Origin of the sequence: Pedobacter sp. AK017, assembly GCF_014200825.1 — a bacterium.
In the GTDB taxonomy this organism is placed as follows: Bacteria; Bacteroidota; Bacteroidia; order Sphingobacteriales; family Sphingobacteriaceae; genus Pedobacter; species Pedobacter heparinus.
Window position 1 is genome coordinate 50,284 of sequence record NZ_JACHCW010000007.1, and the last position, 23,956, is coordinate 74,239.

Below are 23,956 nucleotides of genomic sequence, written 5' to 3' on the forward strand. Positions count from 1 at the left end.
TTTCTAATCTACATTAAATACTTTACTCACTGATTTTTTAGCAATCTTCTGCTCTACTTCAGTAACCGGCATCTCAAAAGCTTTGGCCAGAATATAGGCTTGCTGATCCGCATGTTGTTTTGCAAAGCCGGTGGCCGTACTGCTGCTTTCTTTTCTCGAGATCACTTCGATATCACCAAAGATCGTTCTTCTCAGTCTGCGCAATAAATACGGCCATGCCCCCATGTTTTCAGGTTCTTCCTGTACCCATACGGCTTCTTCTGCGTTTTTATACTTCTTATAAACAGCTTCCATCTGTGCAACCGGAGTAGGATACAATTGCTCTACACGAACAATCGCAACATCCCTGATCTGGTCTTTTTGCTGTTTTTCCAATAGCTCATAGTAAATTTTACCACTACAGAACAATACCCTTTTTACATCTGCGGCTTTTACATTTGTATCTGCAATCACTTCATGGAACTTGCCATCGGTAAACTCTTCCAGTTTAGAAACACATAACGGATGGCGCAACAGGCTCTTAGGGGTAAATACCACCAGTGGCTTTCTGAAGTCACGTTTAAACTGCCTGCGTAACGCATGGAAAAAGTTTGCAGGGGTAGTACAATTGGTTACCTGCATATTGTAATCTGCACAAAGCTCCATAAAGCGCTCAATCCTTGCAGATGAGTGTTCAGGGCCCTGTCCTTCATAACCATGTGGCAATAACATGACCAAACCATTTTCACGCTGCCATTTTGTTTCTGCACTGGCCACATACTGGTCTACAACAATTTGTGCCCCGTTAAAGAAATCACCAAACTGGGCCTCCCAGATGGTCAGCGCATTCGGATTGGCCATGGCATAACCATATTCAAAACCCAATACACCATATTCAGATAAATGCGAATTGTAAATGTCAAATGGCGCCTGCTGGTCAGAAATATTGGCCAGTGGGATATATTCCTCTTCCGAATCTTCTAAGGTCAGTACCGCATGGCGGTGAGAGAAAGTACCACGTTCTACATCCTGCCCGCTTAAACGTACCCTTTTACCTTCTGCAAGTAAGGTTCCATAAGCCAGCTGCTCACCCATCGCCCAGTCAAATACATGCGTAGTATTCGCCATTTTGCTCCGTTCCTCAAAAAGCTTCTCAATTTTTTTGAAGAACTTTTTATTGGAAGGCAATGTGCTGATCCTTTTGGCAATTTCCAGTAAGGTAGTTTTTTTAACAGCGGTACTTGGCGAACTTTCAAAATCCTTAGGTGTAGCGATCCGCATGTCAGACCATGCACCACCAAACTTCACATCCTGGTAAGTAGAAGTAATCTCTTTCGCCTCATTTAAACGTTCCTGTAAAATACCACGGAATTCTTTTTCCATCTCTTTTGCCAGGCTGGCTTCCAGTTTACCTTCAGTTATCAGCTGCTGGATGTAAATATCCCTTGGGTTCGCATGTTTTTCAATCGCTTTATAAAGCAGCGGCTGGGTAAATTTAGGCTCATCCGATTCGTTATGTCCAAACCTGCGGTAGCATAAAATATCTATAAAAACATCGTTTTTATATTTCTGACGGTATTCCATGGCCAGGTTAATGGCATACACCAGGGCTTCAACATCATCTCCGTTTACATGAAACACGGGCGATAAAGTCACTTTTGCAATATCAGTACAGTATGTACTCGTCCTTGCATCTTTAAAATTGGTGGTAAAACCAATCTGGTTGTTGATGATCAGGTGAATGGTCCCGCCGGTTTTATATCCATCCAGGCCAGCCATCTGGATCACTTCATACACAATGCCCTGTCCTGCAACAGATGCATCACCGTGTATCAGTATTGGCGCAATGCGGGCATTGTCGCCACCATATTTAAAATCTATTTTCGACCTGGTCATTCCTTCAACCACCCCATCTACCGTTTCCAGGTGCGATGGGTTCGGACAAAGACTCAGGTGTACACTCTTGCCATCATTTGTGGTCACATCAGTTGAATAACCCAGGTGATATTTCACATCGCCACCAAACGGAGATTCAGCACTATACCCCTTACCTTCAAACTCAGCAAAAATATCCTTATAGGTTTTCTGCATAATATTGGCCAGCACATTTAAACGTCCTCTGTGCGCCATACCAATTACAAACTCTTCAATACCAAGCTCGGCACCCTTTTCAATTACAGAATCGAGGGCGGGGATCAATGCCTCTGCACCTTCCAGCGAAAACCTTTTTTGTCCCAGAAACTTAGTGCCCAGAAAATTTTCAAAACTTACCGCTTCATTCAGTTTCTTAAGTATCCTTCTCTTTTCTTCAATTGAAAAATTTGGGGTGTTGCGCACACCTTCCATTTTCTGCTCTAACCAGGAAAGTACTTCAGGAGTACGCAGATACTTATATTCAACACCAATAGAACGGCAGTAAGTCTGCTTTAAAAAAGCAACAATATCGCTCAGCTTGGCCGCACCAATACCCAATTCAACACTTGCGTTAAATACGGTATCCAAATCCGCTGTGCTAAGTCCAAAATTTTCAAGGTCAAGCGTAGGCAAATGCTGACGTCTTTCCCTTACAGGATTGGTATGTGTAAACAAATGGCCGCGCTGACGATAACCATTGATCATGTTCAACACATTAACTTCCTTTAAAAAATGCTCAGGGGTATCTTCTGTAACTGCCCCTGCAGAGGAACCTCTGCCGAAATCAAAACCTTCAAAAAATTTCTGAAAGCCAAATTCAACCGAGTTTGGATCTTCTTTATAAGATTGGTATAAGGACTCTATGTATTCGGCATTTGCGCCGCTGAGATAAGATAAATTATCCATTATGTATAAATATGCTATAAGTGATGCAAAATTAGGATTTTACCTTATAAAACAGGCAAATTTCTTTATAATTCTTCAAGAAATTCGACCATGTCACAAACATTCTTCAAAGGGGTAAGCCTATCTTTTACAAGAATGTCAAATTCAGAGATCAGACTTCCTGCAACCAGCAAGGGCACCTCTACATAATCCATTACTTTTTCTATAATCTTGTTGAGGTCCTTTCCCAGGTTAAGCGAGGTCAAAACAATAAATGCATAATCAGGTTTATAGCCGCTGATCACTTTTTTAATATCTGCATAGGGAATTTCCGACCCCAGGTAAAGTGTTTCATGTCCGCATTTTTTTAACAGATACCTGGCAAAGAGCAGACCTGTTTCATGCATTTCTGCTTCGGGCAGGAAAAGCACAAACCGCAGTACTTTTTTCTTCCTTGGTTTTTCCAGTTTATCGATTTTCACAATGATCTTGTCCCTGATCAGACTGGAAGCAAAATGCTCGTGTGAAGGGTTTATGGTTCCTGTTTGCCACAGCATTCCTACACGTTTCATAAAGGGGAACAGCACCAGGTCCATAGTTTTGACCAAACCCATTTCATCAATACAGCCCGTAAGTATTCTTGAAAACTCATTTTCATCATACTTAAGGGTAGCATCTGAAAGGTTCAGCAACTGGATGCTCTCATTTCCCCAATCGGAATCTAACTGCCGCACCAGATCTGATACCTGTTGCCTGCTCAGCTTGGCAATCCTGCTGATCTTGTATCCGTTTTCATTTAAGGCTACAATATTAAGCAGCATTTTCAGGTCATCCTCATCGTAATACCTGATATTGGTAGGGGTACGTTTAGGCGGCACCAGGTTATACCTGGTCTCCCAGGCCCTTATGGTGTGTGCCTTTATGCCTATCAGACTTTCTATATCACTAATTGAATATTTCTTCACATTATTTATAACAACAAATGTTAAACAACTTTGTTTAAAATACAACTTTTGTTTAACATTTATAAGCATGGCCTATACTTAGCCTTTCTGTAAAACGAAGCTTTACGCAATTTGTTTTTATAAAAATACAGTAGCAGGCTCCAAATCAGGCGAAAGAAGGGCTGTCGGCAACTGCAATATCCAAAATTTTGATCTGCGTGTTTAAATCGAATGTATTTTTCGACCTGGCATCTTTACCAATACCGGCAACGCTTGCCCAGTTGCCCCAATTACTGGCCGGCGCATAATCAATCAGTTTCTCTTCAAAATAAGCTGCACCACAGGTCCAGTGTATTTTTAAAACATGAACAAGATAAGTAGCCACCAATAAACGGCCCGAATGAGGAATAAAACCAGTAGCATTCAGGTCATACATGTATTTGTCAACTACCGGATGTGCTGTACAGCCTGTTTTCCATTTTTCCAAGGCAGGATCCACCCTTTCAATAGCCTGCATAATGTCTTTCTCCAGATCGGTTTCCTGAAGAAAGGCAATGCCATGCTTTTTAAACATGAACCGGAAATAATCCCTCCATAAAAGGCCCAGAAAGATCTGGCTAAAATTGGCATTCAGTCCAAAAACCCCCTCTGCTTCCTTCACCTTCCAGTAAACCATTCTGGGCGACAGGCACCCGATGGTAAGCCAGGCAGACAAGCGGGAAGAAAAACCAGGTTTTTCAGGTGTATGTTTAGTATTTTGTTTCAAATAAATATCAGCACCCGCTTCCAGTAATTGCGTCAAATGCTGCAATCCCGAATCCTCGCCACCAGTCGCATACTTTTCAATCATAGCCCCGGCGACAGTTTCAAAACCAAGGTCCTTTAATGACGGCAATTGGCCCCAGTCTGCATTTTCCACGAAATCTATACGTTCCGGTGTCAAAATACAGGCTTTCACAATCGCATCACGCTCAGTTTTCTTTTTAAACTGCGCAAATACATCCGGGATATCCTTTATCGGAAATGGCAGGTCTTCCTTATTGTAAAGTGTATGCCCGATAAAATGCTTTAAATTGATCTTTAATGTCCACAGCAAATCCTCAACATGGCCTGAAATTTCAGTCTCCTCAGGGCCCACTTCGCGGTGATGGTATACTTCTGCAATATCAAACTGTTCTACCAGGTCCCTGATCATATCTTCGGGTTTCCCCTGCACCAGTAAAATATCCCCGCCAAACCGTTGAAAAGCTTTTCTTAACGACAAGATACTTTCCAATAAAAACGAAGCCCTTACTATCCCGGTTTTTGCGGTTCCAAACCTTGTATTTTCGAAATAACGCGGATCAAAAAAATAAACGGGTAAAATACTGTCAGATTTAGCAATCGCTTCAACCAACATCTCATTGTCATGTAAGCGAAGATCATTCCTAAACCAAACGAGTATTTTTTTATTCTTCATTAACCTAAATTAAATTTTATGATAAACTTCAAAAATATGCCATTTTTTATCTTAAAGCGAATCCCGCCACCAATCTTTACATAAGCAGAACAAAATATTTACCCTAAAAAGATAATTTATCAAACTAAAACACCTGTTATAAGTTGTATAATTACTATACAAGAAGCAGATTTTAGACGTTTTGTTATAAATAAAAAAATCCTTAAAGATGAACAAGCACATTCTGATCACCGGAGCAACTGGTATGATAGGAAAAAAACTAATAGAATCCTTACAAAAAGGCGGTCATTCTGTTACTGTTTTATCCAGAAAACCTAAAAATATACCTGGTGTAAAGCTGTATCTATGGGACGTGTACCAGCATAAAATAGACCAGCAATGCATGGAGGGGATAGACACAGTCATCCACCTGGCCGGCGAAAATATTGCAGCACATAAATGGACAAAGAAAAGAAAGCAGCAAATCATCGACAGCCGGGTCTTGTCAACCCAGCTACTTTATCAGGCCATAAAAGAAACAAAAGCCAGTGTCAGTACTTTTATATCTGCTTCAGGCGCTGCCTGGTATGGCGATAGCGGAGATGAAATCCTAACCGAAGAAAGTCCTGCCGGCTATGGCTTTATGGCTGCTTGCTGTGAACAATGGGAACAGGCCGTCGATCAAGGTAAAAAGCTTGGGATAAGGGTAGTAAAATTCAGGACCGGTATGGTACTGGGCAAAAACGAGGGGGCCTTAGCTTCATTAGAAAAGCCCATCCGTTTTTTTGCCGGGGCAGCACTGGGTTCCGGCAGGCAATGGGTTCCATGGCTGCATATAGATGACATGGTGTCCATGTACACTACCGCAGTAGAAAACACCCTGATTTCAGGAGCATACAATGCATGCGCACCTTTTTCTGTAACCAATGCCACATTAACCAGGGCCATCGCAAAAAAACTACACCGGCCGGTATGGCCTTTTAATGTACCCAAAAAAATACTTAAACTTATACTCGGAGAAATGAGCGAGGTTATATTTATCAGCACCAATACCTCTGCGCAGAAAATACTGGCAGCCGATTTCAAGTTCAGATATACCCGGCTCGAGGATGCTTTATCCGCTATTTACAGTCCCCAAAAATAGACTACATTTACCTATACCTATCCTAAGTATTAATTTGTAATACTTACAATTTCTATATCGAAATCCAGACAGGAGTTTCCAGGTATAGTTACACTACCAGCAGCATCAGTTTGGGCAGACTTACCATATCCCAGGTCTGATGGGATCAGTAACCTGATCTTTCCGCCAACCCCAATTTTTCCAGGCATTACCTGATACCAGCCTTTGATCAGTTCGTTCAATGTAAATGTCACCCCATCTGTACTCGAATCAAAAACAGTTCCGTTCAGCAACCTTCCGGTATATTTCACGTTTACTACTGAAGTCTGTTTGAGGTCCTGCTTGTTAGTCCCTTCATTAGAAATGATGTAACGCACACGTGTCGGATCCAGTACCGGCTGTAAATTATTTGCAGTAACAAACTTATTGATCAAGAAGTTATCTACCTCATATTGTTTGTTAAAATTCAGTAAACTCAGGTCGATGATCACGATCTCATTAGACTCAACCCCCAAAGCAGGTTGTCCATTTTTGCCAAATGCCATTCTTGAGGGCAGGATCACCTTAGCTGTTCCTCCTTTTTTTAACTTCCCGAGTGTAAGCCTTACTGCCGGTATGGTTAAAAAATTAAAGCGGTCTGTATAGCCCAGAAATGTTCCCGGAATGGTATAATCACCATTCTTTAAAAAGCTGGTTCCATTTGCATGTTTAAAATCATAACTATAGTAAACCGAATCTGAATTCACTACAGCAGCACCGGTACCTTCAGATACAATCTGGTAATAAAATCCCGAAGGGTCCATTAATTTCGGAATGTTGTTTTTTGAAAGGTAATCTTCTATGGTACGTGTATCCAGTGTTTCAATAGATTCATACTCTTTTTTACAGGAATTGAACAGCGTTAAAGCGCCTAACAAGGCAAAGGTATATAATGATAACTTTTTAATCATTTGGGGTGTTTTATTTTATCTATTTCTAAAGTGATATCTAATATTGAATTGGGGGGAATTACAGGTGAAGTAACTGCTCTGTCTTTAAAGCCTAATGCCGAAGGGATGATTAAACGGATTGCACCACCTGGCTGTATCAACCTGGTCCCGGTCTGCCAGCCCTCTATATAACCGGGAAGCAGGAATACAAAAGTACTGTCCAGGCTTCTGTCACGCAGAACAGTGTCTTTTAAAACCTTCAACCTGTACCTGGCATATATCGAATCCTTATCTCCATAAACCACATTCCCCGTACCCGGACTTATAATGTTATAATACAAGCCCGAACTGTGCTTTACAGCCGTCACCGAACTATCTTTCAAATATTTTACAATTATCGCATCGTCAATCTCCAGTTGCGCCTTGTCATCATAGGGTGCGGGTTTCTCGCAGGCAACAAATACTGCTGCCATCAAAACAAACCCCAACAATACCCTGGTTTTTAACATAATTCACAAAAATAGTCTTTTATTGCTGATGGCACAATTTTTAACCAATTTTAACAAATCTATATCCGGTAAAATCATATGGGCCCACAAAAAAAACGCCCGCAATTACATTACGGGCGCCCAGTTTTTAATTATGAATCGTCTCTTTTATGACAATGTCTTTAATAACAATATTTATTGGCAGCAATAAGTTGCTGAGCCACCTTTTGTCTGGCTTCCTTCACATTAAAAGGCTCCATTTTGGTAAACCTTCTCAGGCCAACCAGCATCATCCTTTGCTCATCCCCTTCGGCAAAAGCCCATAAAGCCTCTTTTCCTGCTTTCTGCACCGCATCAACAGCTTCCACAAAATAAATGCGCATCATGTTCAGCTGGCCTGTACAGGCTTCCTCACCCCGCAGACTAACCAGCTTTTCGGTTCTCAGCATGGCCGACTCAGCGATATACACATAACTGGCCATATCGGCAATGTTCATCAGTATTTCCTGTTCTTTCGACAAACTCATCATTAGTTTCTGCACAGCCGCTCCGGCAACCATCAGGGTTGCTTTTTTCAAATTCTTGATGAGCTTTTTCTCCGCTGCAAAAAGCGTATCGTCTTCCTCTCCAAATTCAGGGATAGCCATCAGTTCGGCCGCTACCGCAGTTGCAGGGGTCATCAGGTCCAGTTCTCCTTTCATTGCACGTTTCAGCATCATATCTACTGTCAGCAACCTGTTGATCTCATTCGTGCCCTCAAAGATCCGGTTGATCCGCGCATCGCGATAGGCCCTGTCCATAGGTGCCTCTGCCGAAAAGCCCATCCCGCCATAAATCTGCACCCCTTCATCCACCACATAGTCCAGTGCCTCCGATCCCCAAACTTTCAATATGGCACATTCAACGGCAAACTGCTCGGTCGATTTCAGCTTAGCCTTACCGGCATCCATCCCCCCTGCAACCAAAGCATCATAAGCATCATCAATATTCTGGCCGGCACGATAATTTGCCGATTCTACCGCATACACTTTAGTGGCCATTTCTGCCAGCTTGTAACGGATGGCCCCATATTTAGAGATCTGACGGTCAAACTGGATGCGTTCATTCGAATAATTAATAGCGGTGTCAATTACCGATTTAGATGCACCGATCGCTGCGGCCGCCAGCTTAATCCTGCCAATATTCAGGATGTTAACCGCAATCTTAAAACCGTTTTGCCGTTCCGAAAGCATGTTTTCTACAGGAACCGGGCAATCGTTAAAGAAAACCTGGCGCGTAGATGAGCCTTTAATACCCATTTTATGCTCTTCAGGGTTCATGGTAATGCCACCAAATGCCCGTTCAACAATAAAAGCAGTTAAATTCTCGTCATCATCAATCTTGGCGAATACGATAAACACATCTGCAAAGCCCCCGTTGGTGATCCACATTTTCTGACCATTGATCAGGTAATGTTTCCCGTCTTCAGACAATTTAGCTTTGGTTTTACCCGAATTGGCATCAGATCCCGAATTGGGTTCTGTTAAACAATAAGCGGCCTTCCATTCGCCTGTTCCCAGTTTAGGGATATATTTATTTTTCTGTTCTTCCGTTCCGTAATACAAAATGGGCAGGGTCCCTATCCCGGTATGGGCCGAAAGGGCCACAGCAAAGGAATGTCCCGCACCAATCACATCGGCAACCAGCATAGAAGTATTAAAGTTCTTTCCAAATCCACCGTAAACTTCAGGTATAGAAACACCTAAAACCCCCAGTTCACCGGCCTTATCCATTAAAGATGGCATCAGTCCCTCTTCCTGCGCATCTATGCGGTCCAGGTTAGGATACACCTCCGCAGCCAAAAAGTCGCGGCAGGTCTGTGCAATCATATTTTGCTCTTCATCAAATTCTTCAGGAATAAATACATCCTGATACGAGGTTTCCGTAATTAAAAACTCTCCACCTTTAATCGTTTTTTTGTCTGTAGTTTCCATATCCTTATCAGATTAAAGCATTTCAAAAATACCGGCTGCACCCTGTCCGCTACCCACGCACATGGTTACCATGCCATATTTTTGTTTTCTCCTTTTTAGTTCATTAAACAATTGTACAGATAGCTTAGCACCGGTACACCCAAGCGGGTGACCAAGCGCAATCGCACCCCCGTTTACATTTAAAATAGCTGTGTTGATGCCCAGTTCCCTGACAACCGCGAGCGACTGAGAGGCAAAAGCTTCATTCAATTCAATTAATTCAAGCTGATCAAGCGTCATTCCTGCTTGTTTCAGCGCTTTAGGAATTGCATAGATAGGGCCAATTCCCATAATACGCGGTGGAACACCTGCTATATCATAGCTTACCAGACGTGCAACAGGCTCAACACCCAGTTCCTTCATTTTCTTTTCAGAAACCACCAGTACAAACGCCGCACCATCTGATGTTTGCGAAGAATTACCGGCAGTAATACAACCATCAGCGGCAAATACCGGTTTCAGTTTGGCCAGTTTCTCTATCGAAGTATCGGCCCTTGGACCTTCATCTGTATCTACAACATAACTGCGGGTTTTCTTTTTCATATCTGCATCCAGGTAATTTTCATTTACCGTAATTGGCAAAATCCCATCTTTCAGATGACCATTTTTGATTGCTTCAACTGCTTTTTGGTGCGAATGATAAGAAAACTCATCCTGGTCTTCCCTGCTCACTTTATATTCACGGGCAACAGCCTCAGCAGTTAAACCCATACCCCAATACCAATCCGGATTAACCCTGGCAACCTCGGCATTCGGAACAACTTTCCAACCACCAAATGGCATACCCGACATCACTTCAACCCCGCCGGCAATAATACAATCGGCCATACCACTTTTAATTTTGGCAACCGCCGTGGCAATGGTTTCCAGGCCAGATGCACAATATCTGTTCACCGTTACACCCGGCACCTTATCCGTATCCAGCCCCATTAAAGAAATCATCCTGCCAACATTCAATCCCTGCTCTGCTTCAGGTGTAGCATTACCTACAATCACATCATCAATTTGCTCATTATCCAGATTGGGTATAGATGCCACCAAATGTCTGATCACTTCAGCTGCCAGATCATCTGCCCTCGTAAAACGAAATACACCACGGGGGGCCTTGCCCACTGCGGTACGATATCCTGCTATAATATATGCTTCCTGCATGTCAATATCCTTTTTATTAATTCCTTAACGGTTTGCCTTTAGTTACAATACTCTGGATGCGCTCCAGCGTTTTCCTTTCCCCACAAAGTGATAAAAACACTTCTCTTTCCAAATCCAGTAAATACTGTTCCGTTACCTCTGTTGGCGAAGAAAGGTCACCTCCACACATCACCCAGCCCAGTTTCTCTGAAATCTTTTTATCATGTTCAGAAATATAATGACCAGAGTACATGGTATTGGCACCGGCATACACAATACCTAAACCCTGCTTACCCAACACTTTAATGTCTTTCCGTCTAACCGGCTGCGTATAACCCGCATCTGCAAGTTCAATTGCCTTGGCTTTAGCATCAGCAATTAACCTGCTCCTGTTCATGGAAATAGCATACTTGCCTTTTTGAAGATAACCCAACTCAAAAGCCTCAACAGCTGATGTAGACACCTTAGCCATACCTATAGTTAAAAACCTGTCCTTAAGCACATTCTGAACAATCTGATCATCCTTATATTCATCAGATGCACGCAAAGCGAACTCTTTAGTACCACCCCCGCCGGGAATTACCCCTACACCAAACTCAACCAGGCCCATATACGTTTCAGCATTGAGCTGTACATGGTCGGCATGCAAACTAAACTCGCAACCCCCGCCCAAAGTTAAATTGTGCGGGGCTACCACTACCGGAATAGAAGAATACCTGATGCGCATAGAGGTATTCTGGAATAAGCGGATGGCCATGTTCAGCTCTTCCCATTCCTGCTCTACCGCCATCATAAAGATCATCCCTACATTGGCGCCGGCCGAAAAATTGGCGCCGTCATTCCCAATCACCAGCCCTTTGTAATCTTTTTCTGCCATATCAATGGCTTTATTTATGGCCTGCAAAGTATCGCCGCCAATGGTATTCATCTTAGAGTGGAATTCCACATTGATGATCCCGTCACCCAGGTCAATAATAGAGGCTCCCGAATTTTTCCAGAGCACCTTACTTGCCCTTAAGTTATCCAGAATGATAAAAGCCTCTGTACCCGGCACTGCTTTATAGCTTTTAGTCGGGATATCATAATATTTGCGAACCCCATCTTCTATCCTGTAAAACGATGTATTTCCGGCCGCCAGCATTTCATGCACCCAGGCCGCAGCCTCGTGTCCATACTTTTTCATGCCTTCAATGGCCTCGGCAACACCTACAGCGTCCCAAACCTCAAAAGGCCCCAGCTCCCATCCAAATCCCGCACGCATGGCATCATCAATTCTGTACAGTTCATCCGAAATTTCAGGGATCCTGTCCGACACATATTCAAACAGCCCAAAAAACGAGGCCCTGAACAGTTCAGCTGCTTTATCTTTTCCTGCCGCAAACACCTTCATCCGGTCGCGTACCTGTTCAATTGGCTTGGTCAGCTCCAGCGTAGCCGATTTCACTTTTTCCTGTGGACGGTATTCCATCGTTTTCAGGTCAAGCGCCAGTATTTCTGTTTTGCCTTCGGCAGATTTTGTTTTTTTGTAAAAACCCTGTCCGGTTTTATCGCCCAGCCATTTATTGGCTTCCATCTTTTCTACGTATCCCGGCAGTTTAAACAGCTCATGCGCCTTGTCATCCGGACAGTTGTCGTACAGCCCTTTAGCTACCTTGATCATGGTATCCAGGCCAACCACATCGGTAGTGCGGAAAGTAGCCGATTTTGGCCTGCCCAATGCGGGTCCGGTAAACTTGTCTACCTCCTCTACGGTAAGGTCCATTTTTTCTACCAGGTGCAGCAGGGCCATAATCGAATAAACCCCTACACGATTGGCAATAAATGCCGGTGTATCTTTACACAAAACGGTAGTCTTGCCCAAAAATTTATCACCATAATGCATTAAAAAGTCGACCAGCTCAGGTCTTGTATGCGGAGTAGGAATAATTTCCAGTAACCTTAAATAGCGGGGCGGATTAAAAAAGTGTGTTCCGCAAAAGTTGGCCTTAAAATCATCCGTTCTGCCCTCGGCCATTAAATGAATGGGGATTCCTGATGTATTTGAAGTAACCAGTGTGCCAGGCTTACGGTACTGTTCTACCTGTTCAAACACCTTTTTCTTGATGTCAAGATTTTCTACCACAACCTCTATGATCCAATCGTAAGCGGCAATTTTAGACATATCGTCTTCAAAATTTCCGGTCGCAATATTAGTCAGAACTTTTTTTGAATAAACCGGAGAAGGGTTGGTTTTTACTGCAGTTTGCAGCGCTGTATTTACAATACTGTTCTTATCTCCTTCTTTTGCGGCAATATCAAGCAGCAGCACTTCTACGCCGATGTTGGCAAAGTGACAGGCAATGCGCGAACCCATAATACCAGAGCCCAATACCGCTACTCTATTTATTTTTTTGTTCATCATCTTATCAATAAATATATATGGTCTTTCATTCAATCCTGTTCGTTCCCGGAAGCCTGAACCACTTCTTCAGGAACTTTATAGCCCAGGGTCAGCTTATTCACCTTTTGCAAAGTAACCAGCAGGTTATTTTTCTCCGTTGCAGATAGGTTCTTGTTCAGGTATTCATTAAATGCGATTACCACACCTTTGGCCATATGCCTTTTTTCATAACCCAGTCCGGTCAGGTAAACTTTTACGGAGCGTTTGTCTCCGGCAGCAGTTTCCCTGTATATTAACCCCAAATCTTCCATATTGTTTAGCATTCTTGACAAACTGGTGGCCTTTACCCCGAGCAGCCCGGCCAGCTGCGAAACCGCCGTACCTTCCTTGTCAATATTGATCAGCACATACCCTATGGCCTGTGTAATGCCGAAGCCCGAAGCGATCTGGTTGTATGTATTGGATACATTTTGCCAAACTACCTTCAAAAAATAATCTATTGTTTCCTGCTGTTTCATTAAATACTATGCTTGCATAACAAAGCTATACAATTAAAAAATATAATGCAAGTACATTTGTTAAAATAGTTTAACCTAAAATAGGGCTTTACCATAGAGGGGAAGGCTTAGACGCTGCCTCCGGAAGTTATGCAATTTCAAAATAAAGTTTATGTAATTTCAAAATAAAACCTATGCAATTTCAAAATAACCGTATCTTTGAAGTATGAAAGGCTTTGTAAACAGGCAAATTGCAGCAAAAATAGAGCAGCAAAAAAACAAATTCCCAATAATTGCCCTAACCGGTCCCCGGCAGTCAGGGAAAACTACTTTGTTAAAAGAATTGTTTAATGACTACAGGTATGTATCCCTGGAGAATCCGGATGTTCGGGCATTTGCAACAGATGATCCTGTTGGCTTTTTAAAATTATACAATGAGCGGGTAATTTTTGACGAGGTACAACGCGCACCGGGTCTTTTTTCTTACATCCAGGGTATTGTAGATGACAGTGGGCAGATGGGGCAGTTTATTTTATCCGGTTCTCAAAATTTTCACCTCTTAAACAGCATCACACAAACCCTGGCCGGTCGTGTGGCTTTATTTAAGCTATTGCCCTTTGATTTTTCTGAACTAAAAGGCGCGGGTATTCCAAACGTATCCTACGCCGAAACCGCAGTAAAAGGCTTTTATCCCGCTATATATACACGCGAAATAGATCCGGTTGTATTTTATGCCAATTATATACAAACTTATATTCAAAAGGATGTAACCGAATTGCTCAACATTCGTGACATCAGCTTATTCCGCACTTTTTTAGGCTTATGTGCCGGTCGTGCGGGGCAACTGTTAAACATCAATGCATTGGCTAACGAATGTAACATTTCACAGCCCACTGCAAAGGCTTGGTTATCTATCCTGGAAAGCAGCTATATTACATTCCAATTACAGCCCTATTACCAAAACTTCAACAAACGTTTGGTAAAAACCCCAAAGCTCTATTTTTACGACACGGGCCTGCTCAACCACTTACTAGGTATCAGATCGCCAGAAGATTTTGAACAGAACAGACTGAAAGGCAATCTTTTTGAAAATATGATCATTGCCGAATTCCAAAAGAAAAATTACCATCAATACCTGCACAAGGATTATAATTTTTGGCAGGACAGCAATAACCGGGAAGTAGATTTATTAATAAAAACCAACAATGGCTTTGATATTTTTGAAATCAAAGCCACCCAAACCATTTCCGCTTCCTTATTTAAGGAACTGGACTATTTTGAAGGATTGACCCCAAATCTAGTTATTAAAAAAAACCTGATATATGGTGGTGGTGAAGATCAGTCACGCACCAAATACAACGTGATCAGCTGGAAAAATATTTAATACTAAGCTGGGCAAACCATTTTCATTGACCTCACTTCAGCAATTTAAATCTTAATTCAATACGTTTATAAACACTTGTGGAGCAATTTAGTTATGGGTCATTTTATTTTGGCCAAAAGGGATCAAATTAAAATGGCAACAGGGTCTTTATTAAATGGTCAACGGGGGTCATTAACATGTGGTTTCCACTATAATGCAACGATCTCTTCAATAGAAAGACCTGTTGCATCAGCAATGACTTTAAGATCAACCCCTTTAATTTTGAAATTTTTAGCAATTGACTTTTTCTCAGCCAAAGCACGTTCTTCTTTTGCAGATTCCAGTACGCTATAATAATCCCATTCTCTTTTTTGTGCTGCTCTGTTCATATTTCGTTCCTCCTATGTTAGTCATTAAATGGGTTAATATATACCTGGCCTGAGCTACGATTCCCGGTAATATAAGTTTCGGCTGGCTCACTGACGATATGATCCAATGCCTCCGCTTCTGTATTACCTGGTTTAACCATTTTCAATTTAAATGATAAGTTATAATCAAATATAACAACAAAACTTTAAATAACAAATTTATCCTATAAATTAATATAAAAATCTATACAGTAAAATTTTATATGAAAAATCAATATTTTGATGGAGTAGGTGGTAAGCATGAAGATTTCGAGAATCTCGACGCTTTAGATCCAGTTTATAGTGACGAGTAAGCCGAAACAAGAACTATTGGTTAATAGTCTTACATCTTCCAAAAATTTAAACACATAGAATGAAGCCATAAACCATTGACAATGTTGATTTTACGAACAACAAAACGAACAAATTATAATATTTTATACAGATTTTTAATTTTTATTCTGGCCCAAGGCCTTAGTTAACTGTCTTATATATTAATATTTGGTTAGATTTCTGATCATCTTCAATAACAGGCAATTATAAAGATAGCATTAAATCAAGAGAAGGCTTACTACATCGTTTTATATGAAAATATAGTGGCAATTAAATAATTATAATATGAATAAAGAATTATAATACTGTTAAAATACCCTTGAGATACCGTTGGAATACCCTATATGGTATTCCAACGGTATCTCAAGGGTAATCAAAAGGTAACTTAAAGGTATTTTAATTCTGTATTCATTATGTTTTGATATTGTACTTACTATATTTTTATATACTACCCTGTAGTAAGATAGGTAAAAGAGCTTAGGAAGAATATAGCTTATGCGTTATATATAAAAGCAAAAAGCCTCCCCGAATATCAGGGAGGCTTTTAAAATTCAATGTCGTATTTCAGACTAGAACAAGGTAAACTCTACCCTTCTGTTTTGCTGACGACCTGCAGCAGTTTTATTGCTTGCAATAGGTTGGTTCATACCATAACCTGTAGCTTCAATACGCGATGCATTTGCACCCTGCGAAACCAGGTAAGCTTTTACCGATTCTGCCCTGTCTTTAGACAAACGCATGTTTAAAGCTGCAGAACCTGTATTGTCTGTATGTCCTGCCAGTTTCAAACTAAAGTTTTTCTGGATCAGCAGTTCAGCAACACGGTTCAATGTAGCATAAGATTTCTGGCGGATAGTGGCTTTGCCCAAATCAAACTCTAAGTTTTTAATGGCATCGGCAACCACTTTGCGGTCGGCTTCTGTAATGATGATTTTCTCAACCGGAGCAGGTACTTTTAAAGGACAGCCCGAACCATCAACCACAACGCCCGCAGGTGTACCCGGACATTTATCCAGTTTATCTGCCACACCATCACCGTCACTGTCTTTCAACAGGTCGTTCATCTCAGTTCTTAACCTTGCATTCTCAGCTTTCTGGGCATCCAGGTCGCTTTTTAATGCATTGGCAGTTTGTTTGGCCTGCAAGGCTTCGTCATAAGTTAAAGCCACAGGATTATGCCATGCCAGTTGCTTTCCTTTTCCTAAAGAAAATTCCAGACCTGCATACGCATAATTATACTTGTCATTGCTGCCACGGTAATAACCATCCAGGTTATCGCCATCAACATAGTTAATGGTCCAGCCCAGATCCAGGTTTACCTTTTCAGCTACTTTAAATTTAGCACCAACACCTACCGGAATGATCAGCTCGCTAATGGTTTTGCCACCGGCATAATCCGTTAAAGCACCCGATCCTGCAGCAGTTTTAACTTTATAACCTGCTAAACCAGCACCCGCCGATGCATATAATTGCACTGCACTGTTCTTGTTAAACATGTCTATGTTAAACAGGTTAACCACAGCATTTAAACTTCCTGAATAAGAAAGGTCTGTTTCAAAAGCGCTAACCGGACTTGCATTGGTACCACCACCGTCCCAGGCCTCCGAATTGTCTCCTTTTAATTTACCCCTCACACCGTCTAAACGTAAAGAGAAATAAGGTGTAAACTGTTTCTTGATGTACAAGCCATAACCCAGACTGCTTTTCCAGTTCGAGAAATCGTTTTTGCCACCCAATGGGGAAATCGGACTAAGCACCCCTGCGTTTACACCTATCGACCAGGTCGACAGCTGATTGGCTTCGGCACTCATTTTTTCTTGCGCCTGGGCAGTACCTCCCAGTAACAAAGCCGCTACAGCTACGGGCAAACATTTAAATAATTTTTGTTTCATAATATGAGGGTTAAATAATTAGTAGAATATTTAATTCTGAAAACAACTATTCAATTATCAGGCCAAACTATAGCCGATTTTTCTACACAGCTACCAGCCCATTGCTTTATCATCCCCACGGGGATCAGCCCCACCCTGATAATAACCCCATTTGGTTTTCAATATCGCGTCAACCCGGCCAATAGGCCCTCTTGGCTTAAGGTGATAGCCTCTTTTGCTCAGCTCCAATACAGCTGCACTGTCCAGCGTCCCTTTTTCCACATATACAGAATCAGGCATCCATTGGTGGTGGAACCGCTTTGCGGTAACGGCCGACTGCATACTTTTGTCAAATTCTATGACATTGATGATGGTCTGAAAAACAGAGGTCATAATGGTAGAGCCACCCGGGGTGCCCACTACCATAAATAGTTTACCGTCCTTTTCTATTATGGTTGGCGTCATCGAACTCAGCATCCTTTTCTCTGGTACAATGGTGTTTGCTTCGCCGCCCAATAAACCGTACATATTTGGTGCCCCCGGTTTTACAGAAAAGTCGTCCATTTCATTGTTCAATAAAAAGCCCGCTCCTTTTACCACCACTGCAGAACCATAAGAACCATTTAGGGTTGTAGTTAACGAAACAGCATTGCCATCCCTGTCTACAATAGAAAAATGGGTGGTCTCTTCATGTTCAGGTACATTAAATACACCGGCTTTAATGTCCGAGCTTAAGCTGGCCTGTGCCCAGTTAAAGTTTGACATCCTGCTTTTGATATATGCAGGATCGATCAGTTGTTTCTGGGGCACTTTAAAGAAATCCGGATCGCCTAAATGCGTTGCACGATCGGCATATACTCTCCTTTCTGCTTCAACCATCACCTGTACTGTCGAATCTGAGTTTAATCCCCAGCGTTTTAAAGGGTAAGGTTCAACAGATTTCAGCAGTTGAAGCAAAGCAATACCACCACTGGAGGTGGGTGGCATGGTGATAATTTTATAGGCTTTGTAATTGCCAACAATGGGCTTGCGCCATACGGCTTTATAGTTTTTTAAATCTGCAGCGGATATGATCCCGGCGCCACGTTTCATCTCTGCCACCAGGCTATCGGCAACCGGGCCTTCGTAAAAGCCTGCGCGGCCCTTATCCCTGATCTGTTCCAGGGTATTTGCCAGCTCATTCTGGACTAAAACATCACCCTCAGCCCATTCCCCTTCTTTTACCAGGGCTGTGCCAAGCGGATTATACGTTACAAAGCGTTCTTTTTCCCTGTTCAGCTCCCTTGCGGTACGTGCTGTTATTTTAAAGCCGTTCCTGGCCAGTAAAACTGCGGGCTGAACCAGCTCTGCCCATTTTAATTTACCATATTTCTGATGTGCTTCTACCATGCCGGCCACAGAACCCGGTACACCTGCGGCCAAATGTCCATCCAGGCTTTTTTCCTTAACAGGATTGCCTGCAGCATCTAAATACATATCCTTAAAAGCCAGTCCGGGAGCTTTTTCGCGGAAATCCAAAGCATTGGTCTCACCCGATGCCGAGCGGTACACCATAAAACCGCCACCACCTAAATTTCCGGCATTGGGGTATACCACGGCCAGTGCAAACTGAACGGCTACAGCGGCGTCAACGGCATTGCCGCCTTTCTTTAAAATATTTAATCCTACCCCCGAGGCTTCTGCATTTGCCGATACCACCATTCCGTTGCGGTATTCTCCACTGTTGTTCTTCCCAAGCTGTCCGCCAACACAGGCAGCTAAAGTAGCTGCTATAAAAAGTACTCCGGCAAGGGGGGCAAAATGTTTAAGCCTTATAGTTTTCTGCATCGGTATATATTTTTTCAATAATGGTTGCGTATTTTTCCAATATAACTTTTCTTTTCAGGCTCAGCTTGGGGGTCAGCTCCCCACCGTCAATACTCCATGGTTTAGCCAGCAGTTCAAAGCGCTTTACCTGTTCCCATTTCCCGAAATCCTTACCGGAATTCAGCACAATCTGGTTAAACTTCTCTATCACCTGCGGATTTTTGGCCATTTCTTCGTCTGTGGTATAATTGATCCCTTTTTTAGCTGCCCATGATTTTAAAGCTACAAAATTAGGTACAATTAAAGCTGCCGGAAATTTGCGGTTTTCGCCTAGTACCATTACCTGCTCTACCAGTACCGTTTCCTTAAACTTATTTTCTATCATCTGCGGTGCCACGTATTTACCGCCTGCAGTTTTAAAGATCTCTTTTTTCCGGTCGGTGATCTTTAAAAACCGGCCATTGACCAGTTCACCGATATCACCTGTATGGAACCAGCCATCTTTATCTATGGTTTCGGCAGTCAGGTCGTCCCTTAAATAATAGCCTTTCATAATGTCGTGTCCACGGGCCAGCACCTCTCCATCTTCTGCTATTTTAACTTCTACCCCATTAATTGGGGGGCCTACCGTTCCAAACATGGTATTGCCAAAATGGTTCACCGTAATTACCGGTGAGGTTTCGGTAAGTCCGTAGCCCTCAAATACCGGCATGCCCGCAGCCCAGAAAATCCTGGCCAGTCGCGGGTTTAAGGCCGCGCCTCCCGAAATGATCACTACAATTTCGCCACCAAGGGCCTCCTGCCATTTTTTAAACACCAGTTTCCGGGCAATGCCCAGCTTCAGGTTATAAAACCAGCTGTTTTCAATTTCAAACTTTTCGGCCAGGGCCACAGACCAGAAAAATATCCCCCTTTTGATCCCTGTAAGTGCCTTGCCTTTCTCCATGATCTTTTCATATACCTTTTCCAGCAGGCGCGGAACGGTAGAGAAAACATTGGGTTTTACAAACTGTATGTCGGCCACAATAGTGTCCATACTTTCGGCATAATATACCGCCGTATCACAATACATGTACAGGTAAACCACCATGCGCTCAAAAATATGCGAAAGGGGTAAAAAGCTAAGGCCTTTACGAATCCCGTCAGGAAGCAGCACAGCCGAATTTTCAAAGTTTTTGACCAGGTTATTATGGGTCAGCATTACCCCTTTGGGTGTACCTGTAGTGCCCGAGGTATAAATGAGCGTTAAAATATCTTCGGGTGTAATCTGGCTGCGATAGGCCTCTAGGTCTGTTTCGGTCTTTTGCTGTCCGGTCTTAACCAGCGTCTGCCAGTTGCCGGCTCCTTTAACTTCATCAAAAGTATAGATCTGAATGTCTTTCTTCAGCTCCTCACAAACCGGTTTTAGTTTGTTGTACAAAGGTTCATCTGCCACAAAAATGACGGTAATTTCTGCATTCTCGAGGATAAACTTCACATCATGTTCTGCAAGCGTAGGATAAAGGGGAATGTGGTAGGCCCCGATCTGCATCACTGCAAAATCTGTAATGTTCCATTCGGGCCGGTTTGCCGACATCACGGCTACCCGGGATGCTTTACCGATACCCAGCTCAATCAGCCCCCTGCTCAATGCATCAACGGTATCGCTAAATTCCTGCGTACTGTATTTCTGCCATTTCCCATTCACCTTGCCACTTATAAACTCCTGTTTAGGAAATTTCTCTAAATTATATTGAAGTAAATCAAATACTCTTGTTACCGTTGCAGCCATACATCATCAGCTTAAATAAAAGATCTGGTTAAAAGATTTTACAGAAAGAACCTGTACAACCCTTGTTCTCAAACTTAACTAAAAATAATTAATGGAAAAAGAACTTTCTCAGTATGCAGGTCCGGCAGCCATGACATTATTTACATTTCTATGATTATCGGCACAATAGTTGCTACGCATGGAACAATAGAAAAATTAAATAAATAAATTATGATTATGAAAAAATTACTTTTTACTGTTTTTGCCTTAGCTGCATTTTTTACGATGAACAGCACTGATGCCAACGCTCAGAGCTATAACAACGCTATTGGTGGCCGCTTTGGTAATGCAAATGGGGTAAGTTTTAAAACTAAACTGAACAAAGGTGCAATGCTTGAACTGATCGGAAACTTTAGGAGCAACGATGGGGTAAGCTATGCCAACCTTACCGGCTTATATGAAGTTTACAATCCGATCAATGGAGCTGAAGGTTTAAACTGGTTCTATGGTGGTGGTGCAACTATAGGTTCTTACAAAATTAAACATGGTGGCGGCAGCGATTTTTATTTGTCGGCCAATGGTGTTTTAGGACTTGATTATAAATTTAACGGAGCCCCTATCAATTTATCTTTAGATTGGATTCCTGCGCTGCAACTTACACCTGATACAGGTTTCTGGGGTGGCGATATAGGTTTGGGTGTACGTTTCACGTTCTAAACAAAACTTATAAATGCATTAAAAAGCGCCTGGTTATGATTTAACCAGGCGCTTTTTAATTTACAGGGTGGTCGTAACCGCCTCATATTATTTAAACAATACGGCCTTCCTTACTGCCTTTTGCAGTTCTGTGGCCTTTTCGTCTATCTGCCCCACAAGTTTCAGGTTCGGGCTGGCTTTAAGGGTAACTGTAATGTCTTTAAGGATCCCATCTCTGGCTACCTTAAAAGTTACCGTCTCTCCAACTTTTTTACCGGCAACTGCGGCCATTTTATCAATCGCTATTTCAACAGGGGCGCCATCTGCACTGATCACTTCATCATTCACATTGAGCCCGTCAACCCAGGCCGCCGAATTGCGTGAAACAGTAGTAATAATGACCCTTCCTCCCTGATTTTTAGTGGCAATGCCCAAATACGGGATACTTTTACCTTCATTTTCATTGGTTATGTTGATACCTGCATAGCCAAAATATTTATGGTAGTCGATTGCAGTGGTGCCATTCACGTATTTAGCCCAGAAATCTGTAAAGCTGGCCCCGCTGATCTTTTCTACCATAGCCTTAAATTCTGCATCGGTATACCCTCTTTTTTGTGCTTTATTTTGCAGGTACATGGCTTTCATCACATCGTCCAGACTTTTAGCACCTTTTGTGGCATGGGCTATTTCCAGGTCCATCAATAAGCCTACTACCTCGCCCTTGGCATAATAAGAAACTGTAGTGTTGTTCGAATTTTCATTAGGCCTGTAATATTTGATCCAGGCATCGTAACTGGCTTCGGCAACCGACTGCACCTTGTTGCCTGGGGTATTGGAAACATTGCTGACTGCCGTAACCAGTGCATCTACAAAGCCTTTCTCGTCTGTAAAACCAGCACGCAGCATCAGTTTATTTTCGTAATAGGCGGTAAAACCCTCTGCTATCCATAAATTGGTGGTATAGTTCTCATTGTCGTAATCAAAGGGGCCTAAGGCCACAGGGCGCATCCTTTTTACGTTCCATAAATGATAATACTCGTGCGCAACCAGCTCTAAAAAGCCTTTATAGCCGGTTTCGGTAGCATAAGCATCGCGTTTTGCACCCAGTACCGTAGAGTTCAGGTGTTCCAGACCGCCGCCACCGGAAGAAAAATTATGGACAATAAAAGTATAATGCTTATTTGGGTTTTCGCCATAAATGGCCGTCCCCTGCTCCACAATTTTGGCCATATCCACTTTAAGGCGCTCCTTATCGTAATTCCCGCCGCCGTACATGGCCACTTCATGTTTAAGCCCCGAGGCCATAAATTCAAAAACATCCTGGTTACCTACTTCAATAGGGCTGTCGAACAAAATGTCAAAATCGGCAGCGGTATAGGTAAATTGCTGCCCCGAAACCGGTTCCAGTCCGGTAGATACTTTAGTCCAGCCTTTATAAGGGTTGATCTTTACTGTACTCGGTGTTTTAAGCAAACCGTCAGGGTACATAAATATACCGCTGCTCGACAAAAACGCATGGTTTTCATCAATAAAAGATGTACGCACCGAAACTTCAAAAGCATATACCCTGTACTTAATTTTAAGGGCATTCGCTTTAGCCGTGTACACCCTCCAGGTGTTTTTTCTCACCTTTTCATGTTTAAGGATTTTGCCATTGGCCGTAGCCCCAAAACCTTCCACACTTTTAGCAAATTCGCGCACCAGGTACGAACCCGGGGCCCATACCGGCATTTTTATATCTATATAATCTTTAACCAGGCCTGAAATGTTCATTTCTACCTCCGTATAGTGCGCCTGGGGCTCTGTAAAACTGATATCGAATCTTATTTTAACCTGCGATTTTGCTGTCATACCTGCAAATAGTAATATTACCAATCCCAATATTGATGTTTTAATCATAGTTCAATACTTAATCGCGCCAAAATAGAAAAATTTGATTCCTAAAGCAAGACAGATGCAGCTAAGGGGCCCCATATCGGCAAGAACACTACCTGTAACACACTTAATACA

The 23,956-nt window shown here is 42.4% G+C and carries 17 protein-coding genes; 3 read left to right on the top strand and 14 right to left on the bottom strand.

Translation table 11 applies throughout. The features are described 5' to 3' along the window. Window positions 1–3: 3 nt before the first annotated feature. The 3 genes from HDC92_RS11500 to HDC92_RS11510 all read right to left on the bottom strand — a co-directional run bounded on the left by HDC92_RS11500 (window position 4) and on the right by HDC92_RS11510 (window position 5,181). Window positions 4–2,799 carry a 2-oxoglutarate dehydrogenase E1 component gene (locus HDC92_RS11500; RefSeq protein ID WP_015809516.1) on the bottom strand — a complete coding sequence of 932 codons (2,796 nt, stop codon included), beginning with the start codon at window positions 2,797–2,799 and terminating at the stop codon, window positions 4–6. A 65-nt stretch (window positions 2,800–2,864) separates the two neighbouring features. Next, window positions 2,865–3,743 (bottom strand): MerR family transcriptional regulator, encoded by an 879-nt coding sequence (locus tag HDC92_RS11505; RefSeq protein ID WP_317618092.1) that lies wholly within the window; start codon window positions 3,741–3,743, stop codon window positions 2,865–2,867. Between the two features lie 145 nt (window positions 3,744–3,888). Further along, window positions 3,889–5,181 (bottom strand): DASH family cryptochrome, encoded by a 1,293-nt coding sequence (locus HDC92_RS11510; protein WP_183874611.1) that lies wholly within the window; start codon window positions 5,179–5,181, stop codon window positions 3,889–3,891. A 208-nt stretch (window positions 5,182–5,389) separates the two neighbouring features. Here HDC92_RS11510 and HDC92_RS11515 point away from each other — a divergent pair, with 208 nt between their 5' ends. Next, window positions 5,390–6,304: a TIGR01777 family oxidoreductase gene (locus tag HDC92_RS11515; protein ID WP_183874613.1), complete on the top strand. Its 915-nt coding sequence runs from the start codon at window positions 5,390–5,392 to the stop codon at window positions 6,302–6,304. A gap of 29 nt (window positions 6,305–6,333) precedes the next feature. Here the strand turns inward: HDC92_RS11515 and HDC92_RS11520 are convergent, their stop codons facing one another. From HDC92_RS11520 to HDC92_RS11545, 6 genes are all read right to left on the bottom strand, one after another. Next, complete coding sequence (locus HDC92_RS11520; protein WP_015809520.1) at window positions 6,334–7,233, bottom strand: FKBP-type peptidyl-prolyl cis-trans isomerase; 900 nt, start codon at window positions 7,231–7,233, stop codon at window positions 6,334–6,336. Further along, entirely contained in the window at window positions 7,230–7,721 is a 492-nt protein-coding gene (locus tag HDC92_RS11525; protein ID WP_183874615.1) for an FKBP-type peptidyl-prolyl cis-trans isomerase, read from the bottom strand. The genes HDC92_RS11520 and HDC92_RS11525 overlap by 4 nt, the downstream gene beginning before the upstream one ends. A gap of 161 nt (window positions 7,722–7,882) precedes the next feature. Further along, a complete protein-coding gene (locus HDC92_RS11530) occupies window positions 7,883–9,673 on the bottom strand; it encodes an acyl-CoA dehydrogenase family protein (protein WP_183874617.1) in 1,791 nt (596 codons plus the stop codon). A 12-nt stretch (window positions 9,674–9,685) separates the two neighbouring features. After that, window positions 9,686–10,864 (bottom strand): acetyl-CoA C-acyltransferase, encoded by a 1,179-nt coding sequence (locus HDC92_RS11535; RefSeq protein ID WP_183874619.1) that lies wholly within the window; start codon window positions 10,862–10,864, stop codon window positions 9,686–9,688. Between the two features lie 16 nt (window positions 10,865–10,880). Beyond that, complete coding sequence (locus HDC92_RS11540) at window positions 10,881–13,244, bottom strand: 3-hydroxyacyl-CoA dehydrogenase/enoyl-CoA hydratase family protein (RefSeq protein WP_183874621.1); 2,364 nt, start codon at window positions 13,242–13,244, stop codon at window positions 10,881–10,883. A 29-nt stretch (window positions 13,245–13,273) separates the two neighbouring features. Beyond that, window positions 13,274–13,741: a MarR family winged helix-turn-helix transcriptional regulator gene (locus tag HDC92_RS11545; protein WP_015809525.1), complete on the bottom strand. Its 468-nt coding sequence runs from the start codon at window positions 13,739–13,741 to the stop codon at window positions 13,274–13,276. Window positions 13,742–13,946: 205 nt separating this feature from the next. On the opposite strand from HDC92_RS11545, the gene HDC92_RS11550 reads away from it, so the two are divergent. Continuing rightward, window positions 13,947–15,104 (top strand): ATP-binding protein, encoded by a 1,158-nt coding sequence (locus HDC92_RS11550; protein WP_183874623.1) that lies wholly within the window; start codon window positions 13,947–13,949, stop codon window positions 15,102–15,104. A 188-nt stretch (window positions 15,105–15,292) separates the two neighbouring features. Here the strand turns inward: HDC92_RS11550 and HDC92_RS11555 are convergent, their stop codons facing one another. The 4 genes from HDC92_RS11555 to HDC92_RS11570 form a co-directional block, all read right to left on the bottom strand. Further along, window positions 15,293–15,472 (bottom strand): hypothetical protein, encoded by a 180-nt coding sequence (locus HDC92_RS11555; protein ID WP_015809528.1) that lies wholly within the window; start codon window positions 15,470–15,472, stop codon window positions 15,293–15,295. 920 nt (window positions 15,473–16,392) lie between these two features. Next, window positions 16,393–17,715 (bottom strand): DUF6089 family protein, encoded by a 1,323-nt coding sequence (locus HDC92_RS11560; protein WP_015809530.1) that lies wholly within the window; start codon window positions 17,713–17,715, stop codon window positions 16,393–16,395. Between the two features lie 90 nt (window positions 17,716–17,805). Next, window positions 17,806–19,521 carry a gamma-glutamyltransferase gene (ggt, locus tag HDC92_RS11565; RefSeq protein ID WP_183874625.1) on the bottom strand — a complete coding sequence of 572 codons (1,716 nt, stop codon included), beginning with the start codon at window positions 19,519–19,521 and terminating at the stop codon, window positions 17,806–17,808. Further along, window positions 19,499–21,271: an AMP-dependent synthetase/ligase gene (locus tag HDC92_RS11570; protein WP_015809532.1), complete on the bottom strand. Its 1,773-nt coding sequence runs from the start codon at window positions 21,269–21,271 to the stop codon at window positions 19,499–19,501. The genes ggt and HDC92_RS11570 overlap by 23 nt, the downstream gene beginning before the upstream one ends. 216 nt (window positions 21,272–21,487) lie before the next feature. Here HDC92_RS11570 and HDC92_RS11575 point away from each other — a divergent pair, with 216 nt between their 5' ends. After that, complete coding sequence (locus HDC92_RS11575) at window positions 21,488–21,967, top strand: hypothetical protein (RefSeq protein WP_036674904.1); 480 nt, start codon at window positions 21,488–21,490, stop codon at window positions 21,965–21,967. Between the two features lie 87 nt (window positions 21,968–22,054). Here the strand turns inward: HDC92_RS11575 and HDC92_RS11580 are convergent, their stop codons facing one another. Beyond that, window positions 22,055–23,845 carry a M61 family metallopeptidase gene (locus HDC92_RS11580; RefSeq protein WP_183874627.1) on the bottom strand — a complete coding sequence of 597 codons (1,791 nt, stop codon included), beginning with the start codon at window positions 23,843–23,845 and terminating at the stop codon, window positions 22,055–22,057. Window positions 23,846–23,956 lie beyond the last annotated feature (111 nt).